The following is a 21,622-nucleotide window of genomic DNA, read 5'->3' on the forward strand; positions in this document are numbered from 1 at the left end:
AGGAATCATGGACCTGGTGTTCTACGGCTTTGCCGTGCTGCTGTTCGCCGCCTGCATCCTGATGGTGGAAGGCGCCTGGCTGTGGTGGGCGGGCACGCACGGCAGCGCGGCGCGGCGCATCAACCGGCGCCTGCGGCTGATGGCGGCGCGCGGCGAGGCGGGCGGCGAGCGGGTTTCCATCCTCAAGCAGCGCCGCTATGCGCGTGCGCCCGGCCTGGAGCGCTGGCTGCGGCGCGTGCCGCAGGCGGCCAAGCTCGACCACCTGCTGCTGCAATCGGGCTTGTCGTGGTCGGTGGCGCAATTGCTGGGCGGCGCGGGCGGCCTGCTGCTGGCGGCGCTGCTGTGGCTGGCCATCTGGCCCATGCCGCTGCCGGGCGCCTTGCTGCTGCTGGGCGTGGCGGGCGGCGGACCATGGATGGTGGTGCTGCGCGCGCGCGCGGCGCGGCTGAAAAAGATCGAGGCGCAACTGCCGGAAGCGGCCGATTTCCTGGCCCGCGCGCTGCGCGCCGGGCACTCGTTTTCGAATGTGCTGCAGATGGTGGGCGATGAACTCAATGAACCGATCAGCGGCGAATTCAAGATGGCGCACGAAGAGATCAATTACGGCGTGCCGATGAACGAGGCGCTGCAAAACCTGGCCGCGCGCATTCCGCTGACGGACTTGCGCTACCTCGTCATCGCCGTGCTGGTGCAGCGCGAATCGGGCGGGAACCTGGCCGAAGTGCTGGTCAGCATCGCGCGCATCATCCGCGCCCGCTTGAAATTGCTGGGGCAGGTGCGCGTGCTGTCGGCCGAGGGGCGCATGTCGGCCTGGGTGCTGGGGCTGATGCCGGTGGTGATGATCGGCGTCATGGCGCTGGTCAACCCGCAATACATCCGCCTGCTGTGGACCGATCCCAGCGGCATCAAACTGCTGTGGTACGCGGCCGGCATGGTAGCGCTGGGCGTGGTCTGGATGCGCAACGTCATCCGCATCCGCATCTAAGAGATCGCCTGAAAAAAGTCCATGGCGTTGTTGCGTCGCCTTGTCGTACTGTCGTACTGCTTTCGGCGACACGCCTAGCCCTGAACGTTTTGTCAGTCGATCAATCGGAGGAAACGCCATGACTGGCCCGCAACTGCTGTTTTTGTTGATCGTCTTCGCCGTGGTGGTGGCGCTGGCCCTGCTGGCGTGGCTGATCTTCTTTCCCGGCGCCTTGCGCCAGCGCCTGTTCGGTACCATGGCGCCGGCCGCCAGCGAGGCGGTGTCCGACACTGGCTGGGTGGAGCGCGTGGCGCGCGTGGCGCAGCCGTTCAGCAAGCTGTCGCTGCCGGAAGAGGGCTGGGAACGCTCGCCGCTGCGCACGCGCTTCATGAACGCGGGCTGGCGCCAGGCGAGCGCGCCGGCCCTGTACTTTGCCGCGAAAACCGTGCTGGCCCTGCTGTTCCCCACCGTGCTGGGCCTGTATGCGGCCAGCGCCATGGCGGCGCAGTTGCGCAGCGTGCTGCTGTTGCTGCTGTGCGTCAGCGCCACCGTCGGCTATTACCTGCCGAACCTGGTGCTGGCCAGCACGGCCAAGCGGCGCCAGCGCGACATCTTCGAAAACATCCCCGACGCGCTCGACTTGCTGACCGTGTGCGTGGAAGCGGGCCTGAGCCTGGAGCGCGCGCTGGTGAAGGTGTCGGGCGAGATCCACATCAAGAGCGTGGTGCTGGCGCAGGAATTGCAACTGGTGCTGATGGAAATGCGCGCCGGTTTTTCCAAGGAAAAGGCGCTGCGCAACCTGGCCCTGCGCAGCGGCGTGGAAGATGTCGATACCCTCGTCGCCATGCTGATTCAATCGGAACGCTTCGGCACCAGCATGGGCGATTCGCTGCGCGTGCATTCGGAAAACCTGCGCGGCAAGCGCAGCCTGCTGGCCGAGGAGGCGGCAGCGAAGATCGCCCTGAAACTGCTGTTCCCGCTGATCTTTTGCGTCTTTCCCACCCTGATGCTGGTGCTCATGGGGCCGGCCGTGATCGAAGTCTATCGCGTGCTCGTGCCGGCCATGGCCAGCCGCTGAAAGGAGTCACCATGCGCTTGACGATTTCCCGCCTGGCCGCCGCCTGCGCCTGCCTGGGCCTGGCAGCCTGTACCACGCAGCCGGCCCACGCGCCGGTGCCGGCGTGGCCCGACGCCGATGCCGCCTACGCGGCGGGGCGTCAGCATTTCGAGCGGGGCGACCTGCCCGCCGCGCAAGCGGCCTATGAGCAAGCCCTGCGCACCGCGCCGCGCCACGTGAACGCGCGCAACGGCCTGGCCGTGCTGCACGCGCAGCGGGGCGAACATGACGCGGCGATCGCCCATTGGCTGGCCCTGACGCGGGAAGCCAGTGCGCCGCAGCCGCGGCAGGCATATCTGTTCAGCAATCTCGGTCACGCCTATGCCCTGAGCGGGCGCGATGCGCAAGCCTTGTCCGCGCTGGAACAGGCGTGTCTGCTGGACCCGCTCAATGCGCTGGCCTGGCAGCACCTGGCGCAAGTGCTCGAACGGCTGGGACAGCACGCGCGCGCGGCCGTCATGCGGCGCCAGGCGCAGAGCCTGCAGGAACACGACCTGCGGCGCGACCTGGCCGTCTTGCGCGACGAGGCGCCGCCGCAGAGTGTGCCCGTGGCCGTGCCGCGGCAGGATGCGCCCGCCATGGCGCGCATCGAGATCACGCAGAGCGACGGCATGGCCCGCTTGCAGCGCGTGCCGGCGGCCGCGGCCGTGGCGGAGCGCTCCATGCCGGCCGCTGCCGTGCCTCGTCCGCGCCTGGAAATTGTGAACGGCAACGGCGTGCCTGGCCTGGCCGCCGCGCTGGCGCGCAGCCTGGCTGCTGTTCCCGTGCAGGTGGTGCGCCTGGCCAATGAAACCAGCTTCCAGGTGGCGCGCACGCGCGTCGAATACCGGCCCGCGCAGGAGCAGGCGGCGCGCCAGCTGGCCCGCCAGTTGGGGCTGCAGGTGCAAAGCCAGGTGCGGACCCAGGCCGCCGATTGCCCAGCCAGCGAGCTGCGCCTGGTACTGGGACGCGATCTGAGCGATCCGGCCATGCTGCACCGCTATTATCTGCAGCAACTGCAACTGGCGCGCGAGGCGCTGGCACGGCTCGGTTAAAACGCCTCCGCCGGCATGAAAAAACGCGGCGCCTTGGCGGGCGCCGCGTTTTTTCATGCAGCTGATTATGTCGACTGGCGGCGGCGCGTGAAAGCCAGGGCCGCCAGTCCCAGTCCCAGCAGGAACAGCGTGCCAGGCACCGGCACGGCCGGAGGATCGATGACGACGATATCGGTGCGCGTGGACTTGGAAAAGTTCAAGGTGTAGCTGCCGGCGGGCAGGGCGAAATTCGAGGTCAGGGAAAACATCGCGAAGTCATTCGTGAAGGCGCGCCCGGTGGCCGGGTCGTTGGTGCCGCTCGTCATGTTCAGGCTGAACGGATCGAGGCTGCCGACCGTATGGTTGCCGTTGACGTCGCTGCCATTGTTGGCGTCGCCATCGGGCGCGAACTGGAAGATCACGCCATCGGCATTCGCATGCGACAGGCAGCCGGCGGGGCTGGCGCTGTTGCAGGAGATATTGAAGATATCCATGATCGACACGTTCGACTTGTCGCCCATGGTCGTCACGCTGGTGCGCAGGTCGCGCCGTCCCATGAAGCTGAAAGTGATGAAGCCGGCGCTCGACAGCGTCAGGTTGACGGAGCCGGTGAGGGTGTCGCCGGCCGTGGCCGTGGCGGCGCCGATCGTGTTGCGCTGTGCTTCCGCCACGGCGCTCACGGTGGCGCCGGTGCCATTGAGCATATTGCCGAAGGCGTGCGCATCGCCGCGCGCGAATTCCAGCGTGGAACTGGGACTGGGGGCGTAGTGATTTTGCGGCAAGCCGCCGCAGCCGCCGCCCGAACACACTTGTGGCACGTCGGCGTTGGCGGCCGGGCCCGTATTGACGGCGCGCGGATTGACGGCCACGCCGCCTTGGAAAAAGGCGCTGTCGCTGGCATTGCGGTTGGCGCCGGCCAGCGACAGCGCGCCGGCGCTGGTGGTGATGCGGAAATTGTTCAACTCGTTGACGGCCAGGCCGTACGCGCCGGCCTGCGCCTGGCCGCTGGCCAGCAGGCTTGCCGCCGCCAGTGCGCCCAGCCAGCCCAGGGTCTTGCTTCGTGTGTGATTGACGTTCATCGCAGCCTCTTATCGTAGTCAGTCTCGGAAAATCCGGGGGATCAAGAATCCAGAATGACTTGCCTGGATTCATCTCGTAGACTGTGATAAGCAGTTTGCATGCCACACAAAAAAATTCAATCGAATCAACAGCTTACATAAAGCGGACTGAGTTTTCGGACGCCAGGTGTAAGAAAGGCCGACGCCGCTTGGCGGGCGCCGCCGGCCAGCCTCAGGTGCCCCGGTGATAGCCCAGGTGGCCGCCCGAATTGCGCGCGCAACCGCAACCGATGCGCGCCACTTCCTCGCCTTCCGTCAATTTCCAGTTGGTAATCGTCGTGTGTTGCCAGTCGATGTCGCTTTTCTTGACAGGTTTCACCGTCAGCGTGCGTTGCTCGACGTCCGTGTATTCCATCAGTTCCTCGTCGTCGGCGATGTCGAAATGGCGGTGGATCAGGGAAATGCCGAAACGGTCGAGCGCACCATAGCGTTGCAGCACGTCGCGCAGTTCGCGGAAGCAGGCGAGATCGTCGGGCAGCAGCGGATCGACGGCGGAAATATCGGCAACGGGCTGCCATTGCATGGCGTGGATGTTCAGGCTGTGCATGATAGGCTCCTGTGCCCCAGGATGATAGGCCCAGGCTGCCAGAGGGGCGCCGGCACGCCTGGCGAAATGCTCATCGTCGCCGCAAAAACGCTGTGGCGCTTGCGCCATATCAAAGGTGCGGCACATCGTATCTGGTCCGATCATTGCCCGGTAAAATAGGCCATGGCAAACAAAACCCCCACCTTCCCCGGCGCGCGCACGGGCCGCGGCCTGGTCCTGGCCGTGCTGCTGTCGAACCGCGACCAGTCCGGCGCCGAACCGCTGCAAGGCCGCGTCTCGCTGGCCGCCATCGTCAAGGCATTGAAACGCAAATATCACTGGCCGATCGAGACGCACAGTTTTCCAGCCAACACGCAGGACGGCCGCGCCAGCTGGGCGACCGTCTACAGCTTGCCGGACAAGGTGATTCAGGCCGCGCTGGACAACGGCGGCCGGGAGTGGCTGGAGAGCCGGGCAGTGCCTGGGCGGCGGTGAGTTGCCGACCTGCCCTATTCGAGCCGGAAGCCGACCTTGAGCGTGACCTGGAAGTGCGCCACCTTGCCATCGACGATATGCCCGCGCGATTCCGTCACTGCATACCAGTCCATGTGCTTGACCGTCAGCGCCGCCTTGGCAATGGCATCGCGTATCGCCTGATCGCTGCTCTCCGTCGACGTGCCGACCAGCTCGATCAACTTGTATGTGTGTGCGGACATGATGTTTCCCCAGGTAGGCAAGCCAGACAGCGGGAGCCTGCTTTGCGCAAGCACATGCTCATCTTGCGCCTAAATGTGCGGGACGTCATGGCGCGGTGCAGCAATGCGGCGCGCAAGCCGAGAGTCCTTCCCTTCAGGCTGGTGGCATCGATTGAAGGGTAGCTGCTGAAGCAAGCAGGCCGCCCAGAATTCTGTCGGCCACCTTTTCCGAAAACCCCACAGGCAGTTCGCCGCGCACTTTGTCGACAATGGCGGGTGTGCGGGCAATGAAATCGAGCAGGAGCGGTTCGGCGTCCGTGCCATAGCCGACCGCTTTTGCAGTGCTGTTGAAGTGTCGCCGCTGTATGCCATGCGCGAGGTAATGCCGGTTGTTTCCGAGTAGTGCCATCGCCATCTTGAGCTTGCGTTCGGCCCACTGGTTGGGTCCAGGACCGATCACAGGATAGGCGGACATCACATCATAAATGGGCGCCAGCTTGAACCGGCCGGCACCCGCGAGTAGCTGGATACTGAAGTTTTTAGCGTGACCATCGGGGGCGCGCAGCATCCAGAACAGAAGTTGGGAGGCCATCAGCGTATGCATGTCGGCAGCGCTCTGCTGCGATTGCTGCAGCAAGGTAAACATCTGTTTTAATCCCGGCCCGCCGTCATTTTCGTATTTCAGCAGCGGTGATGTTCCCGTTGCCTGGCAAAAATCCTCCTGAACCAGCCGGAACAGCTGCTTGCCATCGCTTGATCGCACGCGGTCAAAACGCTCGACGACGAGCACCCGCTGCGCGCCGAAGGTCGCAATCTGGGCATTTGCCGTGGGCAGCCCGTACTCCTTGAACAGCCGCAGGCATAGCCACTCGTTATCGACCGACGTGCTGAAGTCGGCTTTTTTTCCGCCTACCATCCCGATCGGAAGCTTGAAGATGTGCGTTGTAGGCGTAGCGCCACGCGGCTTCATCCATTTCCCATCCCACCACAAGAAGGCGTCTTTTTCTTGCGCGCCAGCCAGCGAAATGCGGAAATCATCGTTCGCGTCATCGGTGGCGCCGTGCCGCTCTGAGCTAACTACTTCGAGCAGGTGCCGCTCGATGCCTTCCTCGTCAAGGGCGATGCCATCGACCTGGGCCAGTCCTTCCGGTTTGCTGCCTTCGGGCAGCAGCTGCAAGGCGCCGACGCAGTCCCGGCCGATAGCCGCGAGCAGGTCGAACGGTTCGAGAGAGCCTGTCTTGAAGCGGGTCGCAACGCGTTTGCGAATGATGTCACTGTCCGGCAGCAAGCCCTCAAAGTAGTTTGCAACACTGGCACCCTTGAGCGGTTCGTTGCGTAGATTGAACGGCAGCGACAGCGAGATCGGTCGCCCCAGCCTTGAGCTTTGCCAGGACGCATCGTACTGGAGTTCGGAGTCGCCATTGGCCTTGACCGTCCAGCGTCCTACATAGTCGCCATTTGCCCAAAGATGGAGCGTCTGGCTGTGTGAGCGGCGGCCCATGATTACCACTCGGCCGAATTGCTTGTGGCGGAGGTATCGCGCTCGCCCAACTGCAGCTCCAGCTCGAGCGCGGAGCACCAGCTGAGTAACTGCCTGACGCTGATTTCGTCTGGATGGCTCTCCAGGTAGGAGATGCGATTCTGGCTCAAGCCGACACGCGTGCCTACAGTCGCCTGGGTGATCTTATGCCGTTTGCGCGTCGATGCGAGCAACTGGCCGAGCTGCGACGCCGTAAGGAGACGGTGGGTGGTGGGCGAGAAGGACATGTTTGGTATCCGTTATTCAGATATATCAATATTATCTGAAATGCGGATAAAGTCAAGATATCTGAATAACGGATGTATCAGAAATAGCGGAGGGACAGAGAAAGGGGGGAAGAGATAACGCACAGTTGGCCAGAAGATGCTGCAGATTCTTCTCGTGTTTCACCGAGGTATGTGAGGCACCAAGGCCGAGTATCACGGGACGGTCGGCATTGGCTGTTCAATCAGTCGTAGAAAATGTATTCAGTCTCATCCGGTTGGAGTTTCAGCAGAAGCCTGGTGTATCGTAAGTCCCGTTCGTCCTTGTGCAAGTCGAGTTTGGTACTTAAACGGAGCGTCAACTCTGGCGAATTTTATTCTGTCGCATTAGTTCTCTTCGGCGAGTCCATTAGGTAAATTACGGTATTTGAACGCTGGACGAATCGTGCTCGACGTCAAAGGGATGCGCTTTCTGAGCAAATTGATCTTTGTGTGCATTCGCTGGTACGCGGCTTGCCCACTGAGCTACCGACACTTGGAAGAGATTATGTTGGAACGAGGCGAGTCGGTCGGCCATTCGTAGATCAACCGCTGGGCTATTCGTTTCCTACCGCGTATCTAGAAGATGGCCCGCAACCACAAGCGCCTGGCCGGTGGCAACTGGCGCATGGATGATACTGAAATCAAAAACATGGGCGTCTGGAAATACCTTTCCCGCGTTTTCGACAAGCAGGACAAGATAGTCGATGTCTGCTAACGACATAGTGCGACATGGCTGCAGCGGAGCGTTTCCTATACGCGGCCATGAGAGCGAACGGTGATCCCGACAAGGTTACGATGGGGAAAAGCGACAGTAACAAGGCGCTTTTGTATTTCCTTGGTCATTGCAATCCGTAGGATCAATAGAGCGTCAAAAAGCGAAAAATTATGACAATTTGTAATAATTCTCGCAATTTTCAAATTGTAATCATTGCTTTTTCTGGCGAGAAATTTTGCAAAAAATACATTGCAAAAAATAATATTTAATTTTGCATTTTTTAATCTTTTTTCGCGGATAAATGAATTAAAATTCTTTGAAATTTCCAAATGGAAATATTGCAATAGAAAAATATTTAGGAATGGGAATGTCATTAGATTCGAGTCAGCGCGAGCAACAAGTAGAGTCGGTGCCATCAATCGCGACGCGTTCGGCATCGCAACCTCTTTTCCGACCTGAAATTCTCGCCGCGCAAGGAGCGCAGTGGCTTGGCGCGATTCGTCTCATACAACCGATTTCCAGTGGATTGATCGCTGTCGTCGCTGGTTTCATCGCCTTGTCCATGATCGGCTTTATTACGCTGGGCAGCTATGGTAAAAAAGCTCATGTTGCAGGCATGACTGTGGCTAGAGGAGGCAGCCTGAGTATCTCCGCAGCCAATGCTGGTATCGTCGTTCGAGCCATGGTGGTAGAAGGGCAGCAGGTACAGGCAGGCGAACCGCTGTTTGAGCTTTCCACAGAGCGACAGGGCAACAATGGCGAACTGAGCGCGCTGATAGCACAGCAATTGTTGGTACGTCGGGAGACATTGGAAGCGGAGCGCCGTACCCGTGTCACGCAAGGGGAGGAGAGGCGCAGAGCACTCGATGCTCGTTTAGTCAACTTACAAGCTGAATTGGAACAACTTGAAGTCGAGATGGCACTCGCCAAACGTCGCCATGGATTAGCACTTACCAGTGTCGAGAAATACGAAACGTTGCAGCGTGACGGCTTTGTGTCGGCTGCCCAAACACAGCAAAAGCAGGAGGACCTGCTTGATCTCGCTACGCGGCAAAGTGCGCTTTCCCGGTCGAAGGTTCAATTGGGAGCAAATCGACTCTCGCTGCAGGGCGAGCGCGATGATTTGTCGCGCAGTCTGGCCACAGAACTAAGCCAACTAGATCGTGCTCGAGCAGTGTTGGCGCAAGAAGTCGCGGAAAATCAAAGTCGAAAAGCAAGTCTAGTGACTGCACCGCGCAACGGCACTGTAACTACCATTACCTACCAAGCTGGCCAAGCAGTGAACGCCGGGCAAGTGCTTGCAACGCTACTTTCGGATGCTACCGACAACAGTAGCGGGGCGCTTGAGGTGCATCTGTATGCTGCTAGCCGCACCGCCGGATTTGTGGCAGCGGGGCAGCAGGTACTGATACGTTATCAGGCATTTCCATACCAAAAATTTGGGTTGCAAGACGGTGTCGTGACCGATGTGAGCAAAACGCCATTCGCACCTGCCGAGTTGCCAGCAAATATGGCTAGCACGATTCTAAGCAATGCCCAGCAAAGTATTCTCGGATTTAACGGCAATGAAGCCCTATATCGAATCAAGGTCCGGCTTGCCAAACAATCGGTCGATACCTATGGCAAGCAACAAGCATTGAAGCCAGGAATGACGCTCGAGGCCGACGTACTGCAAGACCGCCGCATGATATGGGAATGGATCGCCGAGCCGTTGCTTGCGATAGCGCATCGCTGACTGGCCCAAACATTCTTCAAACGATAAGGTAGCCATCATGTCAGTGCCTCATAAGGCTGGCAGGGACGCTGTCGTACTGAAAACTCGGAAACTGGAATGACGCTCTCATATGTCTGATATGCCATGAAATTTATCCATCAAACTGAATCGAGCGAATGCGGACTGACATGCCTTGCGATGGTGGCCAGTCACTTCGGACACCATGTCGAGATGTCGGATTTGCGACGTCGATTTTCGGTGAGTTTGAAAGGCGCTGCGCTAGCACAATTGATGCGCCACGCGGCAGCGATGCATCTCGCCACCCGACCGCTCCGGCTGGAGCTGGAGGAGCTTGGGAAGCTGCGCCGTCCTGCCATTCTGCACTGGAATTTAAACCATTTTGTTGTCCTGAAGAAAGTTCGTAAGAGCTTTAGTGGGAAACTCAGCGTGCATATCCTGGACCCCGCCGTGGGGGAACGGTGCCTTTCGCTCGACGAAGTTTCGCGTCACTTCACCGGCGTAGCGCTCGAATGTCTGCCCACCGAGAAGTTCAAAAAGAAAGACGAGACCCGCCAGATTTCGATTGGAGATCTGACCGGCAAGGTGTTCGGCCTGCGAGGCGCCATAGTCAAGGTCATTACGCTGGCGTTGGCGCTAGAAGTATTCGCCATCATGGCACCGCTGTTCAACCAGTTCGTCGTCGATGAGGTGATTGTTAGCGGAGACCGCGAGCTGCTCAAAGTCCTCGTGCTAGGTTTTGCCTTGTTGTTGATTACGCAAACCGCAATTGGTTTGGCGCGCAGCTGGTTTCTCATGCGCTGGAGTCTAGACGTTGGGTTGCAATGGACAGCCCGAATCTTCACGCATATGACACGGTTGCCTATCTCGTACTTTGAAAAGCGTCACTTAGGCGACATCGTCTCGCGCTTTGGCAGCATAGGTGCCATCCAGAGCACATTGACGAGTTTGTTTGTGGAAAGCCTACTCGACGGCTTCATGGCACTGTTCGCGCTGGCCATGATGCTCATATATAGCTGGAAGTTAACGCTGGTGGTATTGACCGGCGTAATGCTCTACGGCTTGCTGCGCTGGGTGTCATACCAGCCGCTGCGCGAGGCGTCGCATGAACGTTTGATTTTAAGTGCCAAGGAAAGCAGTAATTTCATCGAAACCATACGCGCCATCACACCATTGAAATTGTTCGGACGAGAGGCTGAGCGAACTGCGCGCTGGCAGAACCTCAAGCAGGATGTGGTGAACCGGGATGTCAAAACCCAGAAAATGGGAGTGATATTCAAAACCTTCAATACTGGAATTAGCGGTATTCAGGGACTTGTGATGTTTTACATAGGCGCCACCCAGGTCATGGAGAATTTGCTGACCGTCGGTATGTTGATGGCCTTCTCCAGTTACGCGGGCACCTTCAGCGGACGCATCACCAATTTGATCGACCTTATCGTGAACGTCAAGATGTTGGGAATGCACGCAAAACGGTTGGCTGACCTAGTTCTGGAGGAACCTGAACGCGATCCAGAAGTCAACATTGATGCCAGCAAGCTCGATCCCGGCCTCACACTGCGTAACGTTAAATTCCGGTATGCAGACGGCGAACCGTGGGTATTGAACGGTATTGATTTGCACATCCCCGCAGGCCAGCATATTGCCCTTGTCGGATCCAGTGGCGCCGGTAAGACGACGCTGTGCAAGATATTGTTGGGCTTGCTAGAACCGACTGAGGGAGAGGTCATCATAGGCCAGACCAACATCAAGCAGCTCGGTGCTCACGCCTATCGCCAACTGGTGGGTACGGTGATGCAGGACGACGTGCTACTGACAGGTTCTATCATCGACAACATTAGTTTCTTTGATGAGCAGACCAATTCTGAGCGAGTGGAACGCTGTGCGCGTATGGCGGCAATACACGAAGAAATCGCCGCTATGCCGATGGCCTATCAGACCCTGGTTGGCGACATGGGAAGCAGTTTGTCTGGCGGCCAAAAACAGCGAGTTCTTTTGGCTAGGGCGCTTTACAAACAACCAAAGATTTTGGCGCTCGACGAGGCGACTAGTCACCTTGATATACAAAATGAGAAGCTGGTCAATGCAGCGTTAGCCGCACTCAATGTGACCCGGATTATGGTCGCGCATCGGATCGAAACGATCGAATGCGCCGAGCGGGTGATCGCTATCCAAGCCGGGAAGGCGGTTGAGGTGCGAGCAGCTTTACTGGAAACCGCCGCCTGATTTCTTGCCGCATGACACGTGAAGTAATGGTGTTGGCGAATACCACTACTGCGAGAAAAAAGGACGAAAATTTATTCGCGCTTAGCGATAAAATGGTAAGGGCTAGCCATGAAAATTAGCCTGAACACTTTGGGAGTTGTTTCAATGCGTTTAATTTCTGAGATGGAAACTCAATTGGTTGGTGGCGGATCTTTTCTCGCGTCGGATAGTTTTGACGGCGGTGGAGCTGGTGGTAGCGGTGGCGGTAGCTGGAATTCGGTGGAAATCGTTGGTCATTCTTCCGGTCCCGATTGGGGTGAAGTAGGAGCGGGCGCTGGTTTCATCGGTCTCGGCGCCGCGATTGCCATCGGTGTCGCCGCGCCGGGAGCCTTGGTGGTAGGCGCAGTTGTCGCTTTGGCCTATTGGGGCGGCGTGATGATTGGCGATGGCTTTCAGGGCGACCATCCCAACTTTCCTTAATTAAGTAATGCGATGACCACCGAAATCGGTGGTCATCTTGATAATCAACTTCATTGAGCAGGAAACTCGTATGCACGAAGTGAAAATAATTCATATAGCAATTAGCGCTGTGCTGGTAGTGCTCGGTACCTTAGCAGTCAAATTTAAAGTGATTACGGTACCCCGGACTATGTCCTCGCTTTCGTCAAAAATCAGCATTTTTTTATGTCTTTTAGTGAGCGTGATATTCTCGATTCCATGGCTGATCCGTTTTCTGAGCCGTGTATGAAATTTATGCAGTACCGTATCGCAGCACACTGCGGTGCAAATTGGTATCCTTCCCGATCAATGTCCTCTTGGTCTACGCTTACTTATTGAATTAGCCATCGAAACGGCCGGCAATGTTGATGGAATTGGACAAAAAATAGGTCTTAGCGACTCACCGGTCGACCATTTTGAGCGCCAACATCGCAAAGAAAGAAAATTGATCAGCACTTCCTTAGCTGTCACTTCGTGTGAGCGATACGTCGTGGTATTGACTTTTGCGATCAAGTTACGCATAGACTACAAATTGACCATTATGAATTCGCAAAATCAGAAGCGCGCAGGTATTCCAGTACTTACACAAATCGGGGCAGGTAGTTATCATGCTAAAGGGATTATTTTCTCTGAAAACGTTATTTCAGTAGCAAGAATTTTCAACCAAGCGGGCTTTCTAGCAATGGTGGTGGGTGGCGCCGTACGCGATGTGATGCTAGGAATGCAACCGCGCGATGTTGACTTGGTAACGGATGCATCGGTCGAAGACTTGGCCTCGCTGTTTCCCCAGGCTCGGCGTAGCGGAACCCGTTTCATGGTGGTGGTGGTGAAAATGGGTGAGGAATTTATTGAAATCGCCACATTGCGGCGCAAAGACGGCACGATGGTGCTTGATGGTAGTGACGCGGCACGGGCTCCGGCGTCGTTATGGATGCTATTGAATGACGATAGTACCCAACGCGACTTTACGTTGAACGCCATATACTACGACCCCCTAGCGCAGCGCCTTTACGACCCCTGCGATGGTATAGCGGACATACGGCAGCGCTTGGTGCGCCCAATCAGTGGCCCTGTCGCATGCATAAAATATGACGCGCTCACCATGGTCCGTGCCGTGCGCTTTTCACGCTGCCGCAGGTTGGGGCTTGAGCCGCAAATGGAGGTAGCCATCCCGGCGCACGCAGCCTTGCTCGCCACCGTTTCGACCGACCGCAGGCTGTTAGAACTAATGAAGCAGCTCCGCTCGGGTCATGCGCTTACCTGCATGACACAGATTTGCCGGTTGCAACTGCATTACGGTTTGCTTCCCAGCTTGGACGCATTGCTCGAAGACAACGCTAGTGGTCGTTTCCTGACCATCGCGTTATCGGCCTTTGACGCGCAACCAGGACTCAGCTCATATGCTTCGCTCCTGGCAACCTTACTGTGGCCAGCAGTGCGAACGGCTCGCGCACTTCACGCATTGACAGGGGGCGGCCCCAATACGGCGCTAAAACGGGCTGGGCTGACGGTACTCGCCTCAGAAGGTGCTCCGCTCGATCTAGAGCGCCACTTAGGTCCGCAAATCACCTCGATATGGCAGATCCAGGGCTTGCTCGAAGACCCTATCAATCAAGACATTACAACCTTGCCTCTGCAAGCATCGTTCCGGCCAGGTCTTAATCTGTTAATGCTGCGCTGCGAAGCGGGAGAAGTGCCTGCGAATGTGGGGCAGCTATGGCTGGCTCACTATGCAGTAAGGGAGCGCACACTGTCCGAGCAGGCGATATCCGAATCGGATTGAACCACGATAGGCCCCGCCACGGGCTTCCGGCTTAGTACGTTCGCATGAAGGAGCCGTGTCAATCCTCCAAAATGCCCCTTGCTAGCGCAGCGTATCCAGTAATAGCACTCTACCCGGCTCAGCGCATGCCAATCGATATCCACACCCAGCGGTTCGAGATATTTCGAGACCAGCACCATCCCCATCCTACGATTGCCGTTAACGAACGGATGGATGCTTAAAAAATCTACCATTAATCTGCTGGCAAACTCCAGCGCTGGTTTCAGTTGCGTGGCTGGGTTGCTAAGCGCGCAGCGCAGCAACGCATCCAGCGCTTGCGGCAAGGACTTTACATCCACGAACAACGATGCACGGCGCAGGTTAATGCGACGATACACGCCGAAGTAACGTGGGAGTGACGGGCATATGGACCGATGAGAGGCCAACATGGCCTTGCATGACATGGAGGACAACGGCGCAGGGTCTGCCTGCGTCCGCTTGAGTCGAGAGAACTCGCGATTAAAATCTGTCACAACTTGGCCGGAATACGTACCAAAATAGGTCCTCTTCCAAGGAATAAGAAATAATTTTGCTGCACGATAATGTCTTCGCAGTGCTGGTCCGCCGCCTAGGTACTCGAGTGCGTGCAATGAACTCACTTGTTCCAAGATATCGGAATCAGCTGGCACTGAGTTGATCGTTTTGGGTGCTCCAGGCAACGCGGCAATAAAATCTTCGTTCTCGCGCGCCAGCAATAACAACGCATAGCCAGATTCGCGTTGTAGCAGCACTGGACCCGCCTCTAGCGCAGCTTGCAAATCGTCACGAGATAATAGGCGCATACGGATACCCAATCGGCGTCCAATAAACTGCAACATTCGGATATCTGGGCCGACTGCAGGGACGGGCGCTATGTCGACCACACTGTCCAGTCGGATGGAGGCGCCTGACCATTTTAGATATCCGCATAGGCAACTGATGGCAGCTGAATGCTTTTCACGAAATTCCAACGTACCCAGTCGCTCCCGATATAAAAGATTGCCGCTTTCAACAATTTCACGCATTAATCAGCTCACATATTATTAAGTTAGGTATGATATTATCAAATCGCCATCTTGATCGTATAGCTCGAAATTCGGTTTTATTGCGATATTTACCTGGTGTGACGACAGAAGCCGATCTACTAATGCTGCACTTGCTATAAGTCAATATATGTTGACATGCTAGAATATTTTATGTATTGTGCATCTGCCACTACGTGGCATTGCTTTTCTGCAACTTAGGCTACACGCCCGAAATTCTACAAGCACCCGGCATGGTACGGACTCTCGATGAGTGGCGCTTCCATGAACTGGCGCATTTTCCGCACCGCTTCAGCAGCCTATATTCAAAATTTTTTTGGGGTAGCCGCTTCTTTTTTCCTGTGCATCTCCCCCTTTGTGTCGACAGTTTTTCTTTCTGACGCTTCGCTTTCATACCTATCCAAAATTTCTTGCCTCTGTCTGGAGCATGCCGTGTACTGCTCCACGGCTTGTTTCGCTTGTGCATGTGCAAAGGTTTGCCCGAGTACGGCCGGGTTGAAGGGGGAGTCCCTCTTCTAGTCGCACAGAGCTTCCGTCAAATCTTAGTTAAGCCTGTATTACTAGAGAAGGAAAGCATGTTTTTTACCCCAAACCAAATAGCCCATCTTGCCGTTGCGTTTGCGCAAGAACACTGGGATCAGATCAAAGCCAAGTCGGCAAAATATGGATTGCCTTGGGAAGATGGTCGCCAAGAATTCAGTCTCATCATCCTGGAAAAAGGTAAGGAGTTCGACCCAACGAGGGGTACGCTATGCCAGTTTATTTTCGGGCATTGGGAAAAGCGAATGCGACGACAACTTGGCACTTACACGTTCGCAATCTCGCTCGACAGTGACGACATCATTGGCGAACGTACACGCGCGTTGATTGAGAATATCACTGTATCAACCGACGACGATAGCGAAGAAGGAACGTTCCTGTCGGATGAGACTACCGTAGCCAAGTTGCTATCGGTCGCACGCTTTATAAGCGGCAAGTCTACCTCTGATCTTGCGCAGATTTTGGGGGTTACATCACGACGAGTACGTCAGATGCTGCAGCAGTTACGCGAAAAGAAAACGATCCCGCAACGGCTTCAATTTTGCGTAGAGCTGGCTTGCTACAGTTAATCAACAGAGCCTGTTCTCCTCATGACAAGGTTCCTCACAGGTTTAGGCCAGTCTTGTAGCTGTCTGACACATTAGCCAGGCCAAATGGCTGGGACGATGTCTGCCGTCCCCATCTCTGAATATGAAAAACCAGTGTTGCGCCACCAGTGACTTGTCGTTTTTACCGGTAGAGCAACGCGGGAAACTGCATGAGAGTTGTGCTCGGCTCTTGAAGCCGGGTGGGGGACAAGCGCCGAAAGGCGCTTGCGTATTGACTGCACGTCATGGGCGGCGTCGATACAGAACAGTATTCTTGGGCTGGGGCAGTGCCCTGGCGTTGTCGGACATGTGCTGGACAATGTGGCGCTGACCATTGAAGGTTGGCCTGTTGTCCGGCGCTTAAATTTCGAGGCGATGGATGGATCAGCAACAACCGCAAGCAGTACAACACCAGATGGCAGGTTCTCAATCTTGGCTGGGCTTCATGCCGCTTGAGCTGGAACGGCGAACACATGTCGACACCGCATGTGCTGCTTACCACCTTGGGAGAAAACCGCAGACATTGCGGGTATGGGCGTCCGCCGAAAATGGGCCTCTGCGGCCGGTTCGTGTGAACGGCCGTCTGGCCTGGCCGGTAGAGGGTATCCGGCGCGTTCTTGGCGCTTGAGAGAAGGGTGTCGCACCTGTGCATGGTGCGACAGGCCGCTGGTTAGTCCGGCTTGATTGATCAAGCCGGGTTACACAGGGGTTACATGGCGTCCAGAAAGCAAAAAGCCCAATCCTGAGGATTGGGCTAAGTGCTTGAATTTATTGGTGCCGACTGCCGGTTTCGAACTGGCCACCTGATGATTACAAATCGACTTCAATGCCCTGTAATCAATAGAAGTTTTCAATAAAATCAATGACTTAACATACTCTGCTGTACCGCATTTTACTACTATTTACCGCAGTCACTGCAGCAAAATTGCAGCAAAAATAGTAAGTAGAAGGTAGTAAAGGTAAGCTTTGCTGGACTTGCTGTTACCAACGATTGGATAGTTGGGCGTAGTCAGTTTCCTGTTAGTAAAAAATCATGAATGCGTGCGATGTGGTGCTGAATTTGCCGCTCTTTGTTCTTGGGCAAGCCGGGAAAATGGGAGCCATTGTGGTCTTTCATGTAATCATTGACGGCTGCGTTTGCCCCGAACTCTGCTACGCGACTTCGATATTGACTAGCGAATTTCGAGATGGCTTGCAGAAATTTTTCCCCAGTTGTACCGATGTTTACATCAGTATCATCAGATACAAAGTGCTGGACCCAGAGGTTCCCGTCAGTTGCCTTTTTGTAAGTGATGTGAACCGCTACTGCACCAGGAGGGCCGCCTCCGAGTTGCACTTCTGGACCAGTAATCGTGTAGTCGCCAAACCCGGCTCCATGTTCGTTGAATGACCTGTGCCGGTCGGTGAAGAGTTCTTCCCCACCGTAGTCAGCGTTGCGCGGTTGTTTATTGAAGTGGTCGAAAACATGCACCTTCTTGGCATGAGGAAGCAATGCTAATTGAGAACTTAGCACTTTGCCCTGCAGTGCGATATGGTAGGCCACGTGTGGGATAGCTGCTAGCGAGTTAAAAGCGGCATCGGGAAGACCTGAGTTCAGGTAAAGCAGGGCGGTGTCACGTTGACCATATTTTGCTAAGAAGCTCAATACTGCCGAGTGCGTTACTCCTGGGCGACATAAAAATCCGGGTATGAGCGTTGGGTGCGTGGCAAGCGCGCCATCAATACTCGTTACCCATGTCGGCGGCGGCCCTCCCTTTAACTCGCCTTGCGATGGATTCGTAATTACGATAGCTTTCTGCGCTCTATTACCGACTTCCTCAATAGCTCTGATGAGTGCTGCTGGCTTGGCGACTACAGGTTCAATAATTGGCACAACCAACCCGGACGACAGGTAATTTTTACTACTGCTGCGAATGGCAAGCAATTCTGACGCACGACCAAAAACGTATGGAAAGTACATTGGATGACTCCGGACGGTTTAGTGAACTCACCACCAGACTCTCATCAGTTTATGGGTAGCTGAACCGGTTTCGCCAGAGATTCTAAGAGCGAAATTCGTTGACGTCCGGAGAGCGGAGTCGCATACCCTAAAGCGCGTAGAGACGACGGTAATCTGGAAACAAAGTCTACATGACATTTGCCAGTTGTACGAGCTTTAAGAGCTTTGACAAAGGATGCGTGAGCTTGCTTAGCCGTTAGCTGTTTAAACAACTCTTCACAATAACCAGCAATTAGCCCATTTGGCATCGTAGGGACCTCGCCAATATATGATTCAATAGCGCGGATATACTCATCTCGGCGCATACAGCGGAAAATGGTTCGGGGGTCAACGTTTTCGGCATTAGGACTTGCTTTGCGATAAGGCGTAAGAGCATGTTTATCTGAAAGTATTATTAGTCCGATGCGTGGGTCAAGTTCACCTTCATAGCGGCTAATATGACCAGGGTGAGTAACCACGTAAACCTTGTCAAAGGCCTTGAGATAGTCACTGGTCTGCGAGGAAAGGCGTCTACTGGAATCGAATTCGGTTTTGATTTCATAAGCAGTTGTCGTGCCATTCGCGACCACGACATCGGCGATTGAGCTGCCGATGCGCAGCTCAACCTGAAAGCTTGCTGTACGGGGGCTGTGACGCTTAAAGACCAGTCGCGTTGCTAGCTCATTCTTGTAGACATACTCGTTTCGGTAATTGGCCGAAAGCCTGCTCCATCCGCGCTCAAACAATTCACCCAACCGCAGGGCGGCGACATCATCACCGACCTGTACATGAGTAAGTAGCAAGTCCGTCAACGCCCGTGCGTCTCCTGTTCTGGCAAGCTGAGTAAGCATTGGTCGGGTATAAGCTCGGGAGAGCAGGCGAAGGGAGTCGAGCGTTGTGGTCATGTTTGAAGGGGGTAACGAATGTATCCAATCCCACAAATTGTTGATAAGCAATCGACATCAATGCACTGTAATCAACAGGAATTTTCAATAAAATCAGTGGCTTAACATGCACTGCTATGTTGAATTTTACCACGCTTTACCGCCCTCACTGCAGCAGATTTTCCGCAAACGTGGCATGCACGGTACCTAGTGGTAAGGTGCTCGAGCGGGTAGTGAGTTACTGCGTTGTCGCAAGCGCGGCGCATACCTACTTTTGAGGTTGCTGTGGCTGCAGTACAGGTTTTCCTAAATTTCCCCCACCAGCACTTGAATGGTTTTCAACGGTACTTTTGAATGTAACGATTCACATCGGCAGCAAATTGAGCCGTTTCTTGAGGCAATAAATTGGCTAGATTTTTACCGTGCACCCTGTTTACATATTCGTCGCATCGACTCTGTCTTTAACTGTTCAGCTTCGTCTTTCGGGAAACCGAGGTCAACGAACACATTTCCCACTGCTGGAGTGATGTGACCGCAAGCTGTATCGACAGCGATTCCCAATTTCATATCATCCGCGCTTATTGTTAACTGCCCTTCGGCAGGGAGTCCCCAGGAAGGACTCTCGCAGAATACTCCACTAGCCGCTGGTGGCGTGGCGCGAACATCAATTTTTTTCGTCATATCCTACCCAGTGAAAAGTCATCTCTGCTACATGCCCTTAAACCATCAGGTACCATATTTTTTCCTGCGTATTTTGGAGTGTAATTTTCAGATTTGATAATGAAAAAACGGCCTTTCACCCCAAGGCTTAGAGTACTCGACTTGGCCTTTCTGCTGTGCCAGCTGCATTGAAGCCGGGAATTTCGGGACATTGGTATCAGGGATGTTTGGTCACGGGAACTTCCTCGGTTTTGAATGTGAACCAAGTATCGCTTGTGATGACCCTCAGGTCAACGCTTGCTTAGCAATCGACCTATACTCTCTGCAGTCGCCGTCATTGCATATAGTATGTGTGGGTCGAAATTCTTCAATCTTATGAGGAGCCCTTAGAAAACTCAGAACAGGTGCTCAAGGGGTAGTGGTTTGAGCTTCCGGTGTTATGCCTTGATTGTTAAAAATTTAAAGGATGATATGTTTACAATACTTTATCCGGAAATTGTCGATGAAGTTCTTAGTATGCCGGGTGGTATTCACGGATTTCAAATGAAAGATGAGCCTGTGCCATTTTTCATAGTAAAGATGTTGCACCAGTACCTCCTGACCGCAAAGATGAATAGTGGCTTTAAGGTTTATGTTATTCCGTTAAAGGTTTCGGGTATGGCGACTGTTGGTTTAATGACTGCGTTCTTTGATGACCCAGACAATCCGTTGACGATTTGGACTGCTTTGGCGGACGACCGCGCTTCCAAGGAGATTGTGGCTGCCCTATTGAGTGGGAACTTGCGGGTTTATCTTTTTGATGAGCATAATCGTGAATTTCTCGGCTACGCAGCTTCTGTTGAAGTCCCAGTCAAGACACGGGAACTTCTTGGCGGTTCGGGGTTTTATGTGCTTTCCCACCAGATTATTCACGAGCTGACCAATGATGCCGCTACTTGGTTCGGTATTCGCTCAAATCTGGATGATGCTGACGCTATTTCGATAAATTTCGATGAGCCACTCTATCCTGATGCCGTCGATGTAATAGATGCACGTCGAGTGAATTATGCTTTTCACGGAGCGAAAGGTTTCGGTCACACGACACTAATAAAAACAGAGCCCGGTCAATTTCAAGAAATTGACATAATTCTTTCTCTGCAACGAATATTTTCCCCATCGCAAATTTATCACGCTCCGAAGAGAGTTTACGACAAGGAAGAGATTGCAGACATAATCGTCATAACTGACGAAGTCTGCATCATAATCCAAGCGAAGGATTCACCTAACACCGAAAAAATGCTTAGAAATAGTTTAGATAGAAAGCGACTTAAGGCAATAAAGCAAATAAAAGAAGGTGTCAGCCAAGCATCAGGTGCGATAGGGTACCTCGATAAAATTCAGCCACTTAAGATGATTATTGACGATGAAGAGATAACTATCGATTTGGCTAAGAGAAGCATTCTATCTTTAGTAATAGTTCGTGAATTGTTTAATGATAGTTTTGAGGAATATAGTAAGAGTCTTTTCGAATTATTCGACAAAATTAATTTGCCATGTGTCGCGTTAGATTATGCGGAGCTTAATAGGTATACGTCTTATTGTGAGGATGCGAACGAGTTTGTAAATGCCTATTTCGAAGTTTTTAACTTTGCTCTTGATAATGGAATATTTCCTCGGCTACGGTTTGGAAAAAATGACTTGTTTAAACGAGACGGCGCTTTTAAATTTGGCACTGTGTGAGCAGTGGTGTGAACTGGGATGGATTTGAACCGTTCGCAGCAT

General features: G+C 54.7%; 18 protein-coding genes and 1 pseudogene. 11 read left to right on the forward strand and 8 right to left on the reverse strand.

From position 1 onward, the window contains the following. Window positions 1-7: 7 nt before the first annotated feature. The 3 genes from J0O65_RS13600 to J0O65_RS13610 all read left to right on the forward strand — a co-directional run bounded on the left by J0O65_RS13600 (window position 8) and on the right by J0O65_RS13610 (window position 3,115). Window positions 8-985, forward strand: a complete 978-nt coding sequence (locus tag J0O65_RS13600) for a type II secretion system F family protein (RefSeq protein ID WP_215407494.1) — start codon at window positions 8-10, stop codon at window positions 983-985. A 118-nt stretch (window positions 986-1,103) separates the two neighbouring features. Then, on the forward strand, window positions 1,104-2,042 hold the full coding sequence (locus J0O65_RS13605) for a type II secretion system F family protein (protein WP_215407496.1): 939 nt from the start codon (window positions 1,104-1,106) through the stop codon (window positions 2,040-2,042). An 11-nt stretch (window positions 2,043-2,053) separates the two neighbouring features. Continuing rightward, window positions 2,054-3,115 (forward strand): LytR C-terminal domain-containing protein, encoded by a 1,062-nt coding sequence (locus tag J0O65_RS13610; RefSeq protein WP_215407498.1) that lies wholly within the window; start codon window positions 2,054-2,056, stop codon window positions 3,113-3,115. A gap of 65 nt (window positions 3,116-3,180) precedes the next feature. Here J0O65_RS13610 and J0O65_RS13615 read toward each other — a convergent pair whose 3' ends face one another. Then, the gene (locus J0O65_RS13615; protein WP_215407500.1) at window positions 3,181-4,173 is read right to left on the reverse strand and encodes an EDSAP-1 family PEP-CTERM protein; all 993 of its coding nucleotides are present in this window, start codon (window positions 4,171-4,173) and stop codon (window positions 3,181-3,183) included. Window positions 4,174-4,384: 211 nt separating this feature from the next. Then, window positions 4,385-4,759, reverse strand: coding sequence for a hypothetical protein (locus J0O65_RS13620; protein WP_215407502.1), 375 nt, complete (start codon window positions 4,757-4,759; stop codon window positions 4,385-4,387). 162 nt (window positions 4,760-4,921) lie between these two features. Between J0O65_RS13620 and J0O65_RS13625 the strand changes: the two genes are divergently transcribed. Next, window positions 4,922-5,233 (forward strand): hypothetical protein, encoded by a 312-nt coding sequence (locus J0O65_RS13625; RefSeq protein WP_215407504.1) that lies wholly within the window; start codon window positions 4,922-4,924, stop codon window positions 5,231-5,233. Window positions 5,234-5,247: 14 nt separating this feature from the next. Here J0O65_RS13625 and J0O65_RS13630 read toward each other — a convergent pair whose 3' ends face one another. The 3 genes from J0O65_RS13630 to J0O65_RS13640 form a co-directional block, all read right to left on the reverse strand. Further along, window positions 5,248-5,454: a dodecin gene (locus J0O65_RS13630; RefSeq protein ID WP_092798646.1), complete on the reverse strand. Its 207-nt coding sequence runs from the start codon at window positions 5,452-5,454 to the stop codon at window positions 5,248-5,250. Window positions 5,455-5,587: 133 nt separating this feature from the next. Then, a complete protein-coding gene (locus J0O65_RS13635; protein WP_215407506.1) occupies window positions 5,588-6,934 on the reverse strand; it encodes a type II toxin-antitoxin system HipA family toxin in 1,347 nt (448 codons plus the stop codon). A gap of 2 nt (window positions 6,935-6,936) precedes the next feature. Beyond that, window positions 6,937-7,200 (reverse strand): helix-turn-helix domain-containing protein, encoded by a 264-nt coding sequence (locus J0O65_RS13640; RefSeq protein ID WP_215407507.1) that lies wholly within the window; start codon window positions 7,198-7,200, stop codon window positions 6,937-6,939. A 421-nt stretch (window positions 7,201-7,621) separates the two neighbouring features. On the opposite strand from J0O65_RS13640, the pseudogene J0O65_RS28360 reads away from it, so the two are divergent. The 5 genes and pseudogenes from J0O65_RS28360 to J0O65_RS13660 all read left to right on the forward strand — a co-directional run. After that, a pseudogene (locus tag J0O65_RS28360) lies at window positions 7,622-8,046 on the forward strand (IS6 family transposase); the annotation flags it as partial. A gap of 254 nt (window positions 8,047-8,300) precedes the next feature. Next, entirely contained in the window at window positions 8,301-9,668 is a 1,368-nt protein-coding gene (locus tag J0O65_RS13645) for an HlyD family secretion protein (protein WP_215407509.1), read from the forward strand. 123 nt (window positions 9,669-9,791) lie between these two features. Continuing rightward, window positions 9,792-11,891 (forward strand): peptidase domain-containing ABC transporter, encoded by a 2,100-nt coding sequence (locus J0O65_RS13650; protein WP_215407511.1) that lies wholly within the window; start codon window positions 9,792-9,794, stop codon window positions 11,889-11,891. A 108-nt stretch (window positions 11,892-11,999) separates the two neighbouring features. Then, window positions 12,000-12,350 carry a hypothetical protein gene (locus J0O65_RS13655; protein ID WP_215407512.1) on the forward strand — a complete coding sequence of 117 codons (351 nt, stop codon included), beginning with the start codon at window positions 12,000-12,002 and terminating at the stop codon, window positions 12,348-12,350. Window positions 12,351-12,651: 301 nt separating this feature from the next. Continuing rightward, a complete protein-coding gene (locus J0O65_RS13660) occupies window positions 12,652-14,151 on the forward strand; it encodes a tRNA nucleotidyltransferase/poly(A) polymerase-related protein (RefSeq protein ID WP_215407513.1) in 1,500 nt (499 codons plus the stop codon). On the opposite strand, the gene J0O65_RS13665 is transcribed toward J0O65_RS13660, so the two are convergent. Further along, window positions 14,097-15,194, reverse strand: coding sequence for a Fic family protein (locus J0O65_RS13665; RefSeq protein WP_215407514.1), 1,098 nt, complete (start codon window positions 15,192-15,194; stop codon window positions 14,097-14,099). The two genes, J0O65_RS13660 and J0O65_RS13665, sit on opposite strands and share 55 nt — an antisense overlap. Before the next feature lie 593 nt (window positions 15,195-15,787). On the opposite strand from J0O65_RS13665, the gene J0O65_RS13670 reads away from it, so the two are divergent. Continuing rightward, window positions 15,788-16,321: a hypothetical protein gene (locus J0O65_RS13670; RefSeq protein WP_215407515.1), complete on the forward strand. Its 534-nt coding sequence runs from the start codon at window positions 15,788-15,790 to the stop codon at window positions 16,319-16,321. A gap of 1,027 nt (window positions 16,322-17,348) precedes the next feature. On the opposite strand, the gene J0O65_RS13675 is transcribed toward J0O65_RS13670, so the two are convergent. After that, window positions 17,349-18,299 (reverse strand): sce7725 family protein, encoded by a 951-nt coding sequence (locus J0O65_RS13675; protein WP_215407516.1) that lies wholly within the window; start codon window positions 18,297-18,299, stop codon window positions 17,349-17,351. Between the two features lie 44 nt (window positions 18,300-18,343). Continuing rightward, window positions 18,344-19,222: a sce7726 family protein gene (locus J0O65_RS13680; protein WP_215407517.1), complete on the reverse strand. Its 879-nt coding sequence runs from the start codon at window positions 19,220-19,222 to the stop codon at window positions 18,344-18,346. Between the two features lie 1,110 nt (window positions 19,223-20,332). Here J0O65_RS13680 and J0O65_RS13685 point away from each other — a divergent pair. Continuing rightward, complete coding sequence (locus J0O65_RS13685; RefSeq protein ID WP_215407518.1) at window positions 20,333-21,580, forward strand: hypothetical protein; 1,248 nt, start codon at window positions 20,333-20,335, stop codon at window positions 21,578-21,580. The last annotated feature ends 42 nt before the right edge of the window (window positions 21,581-21,622 follow it).

Source organism: Janthinobacterium sp. JC611 (assembly GCF_018682595.1).
Lineage (GTDB): Bacteria > Pseudomonadota > Gammaproteobacteria > Burkholderiales > Burkholderiaceae_D > Janthinobacterium.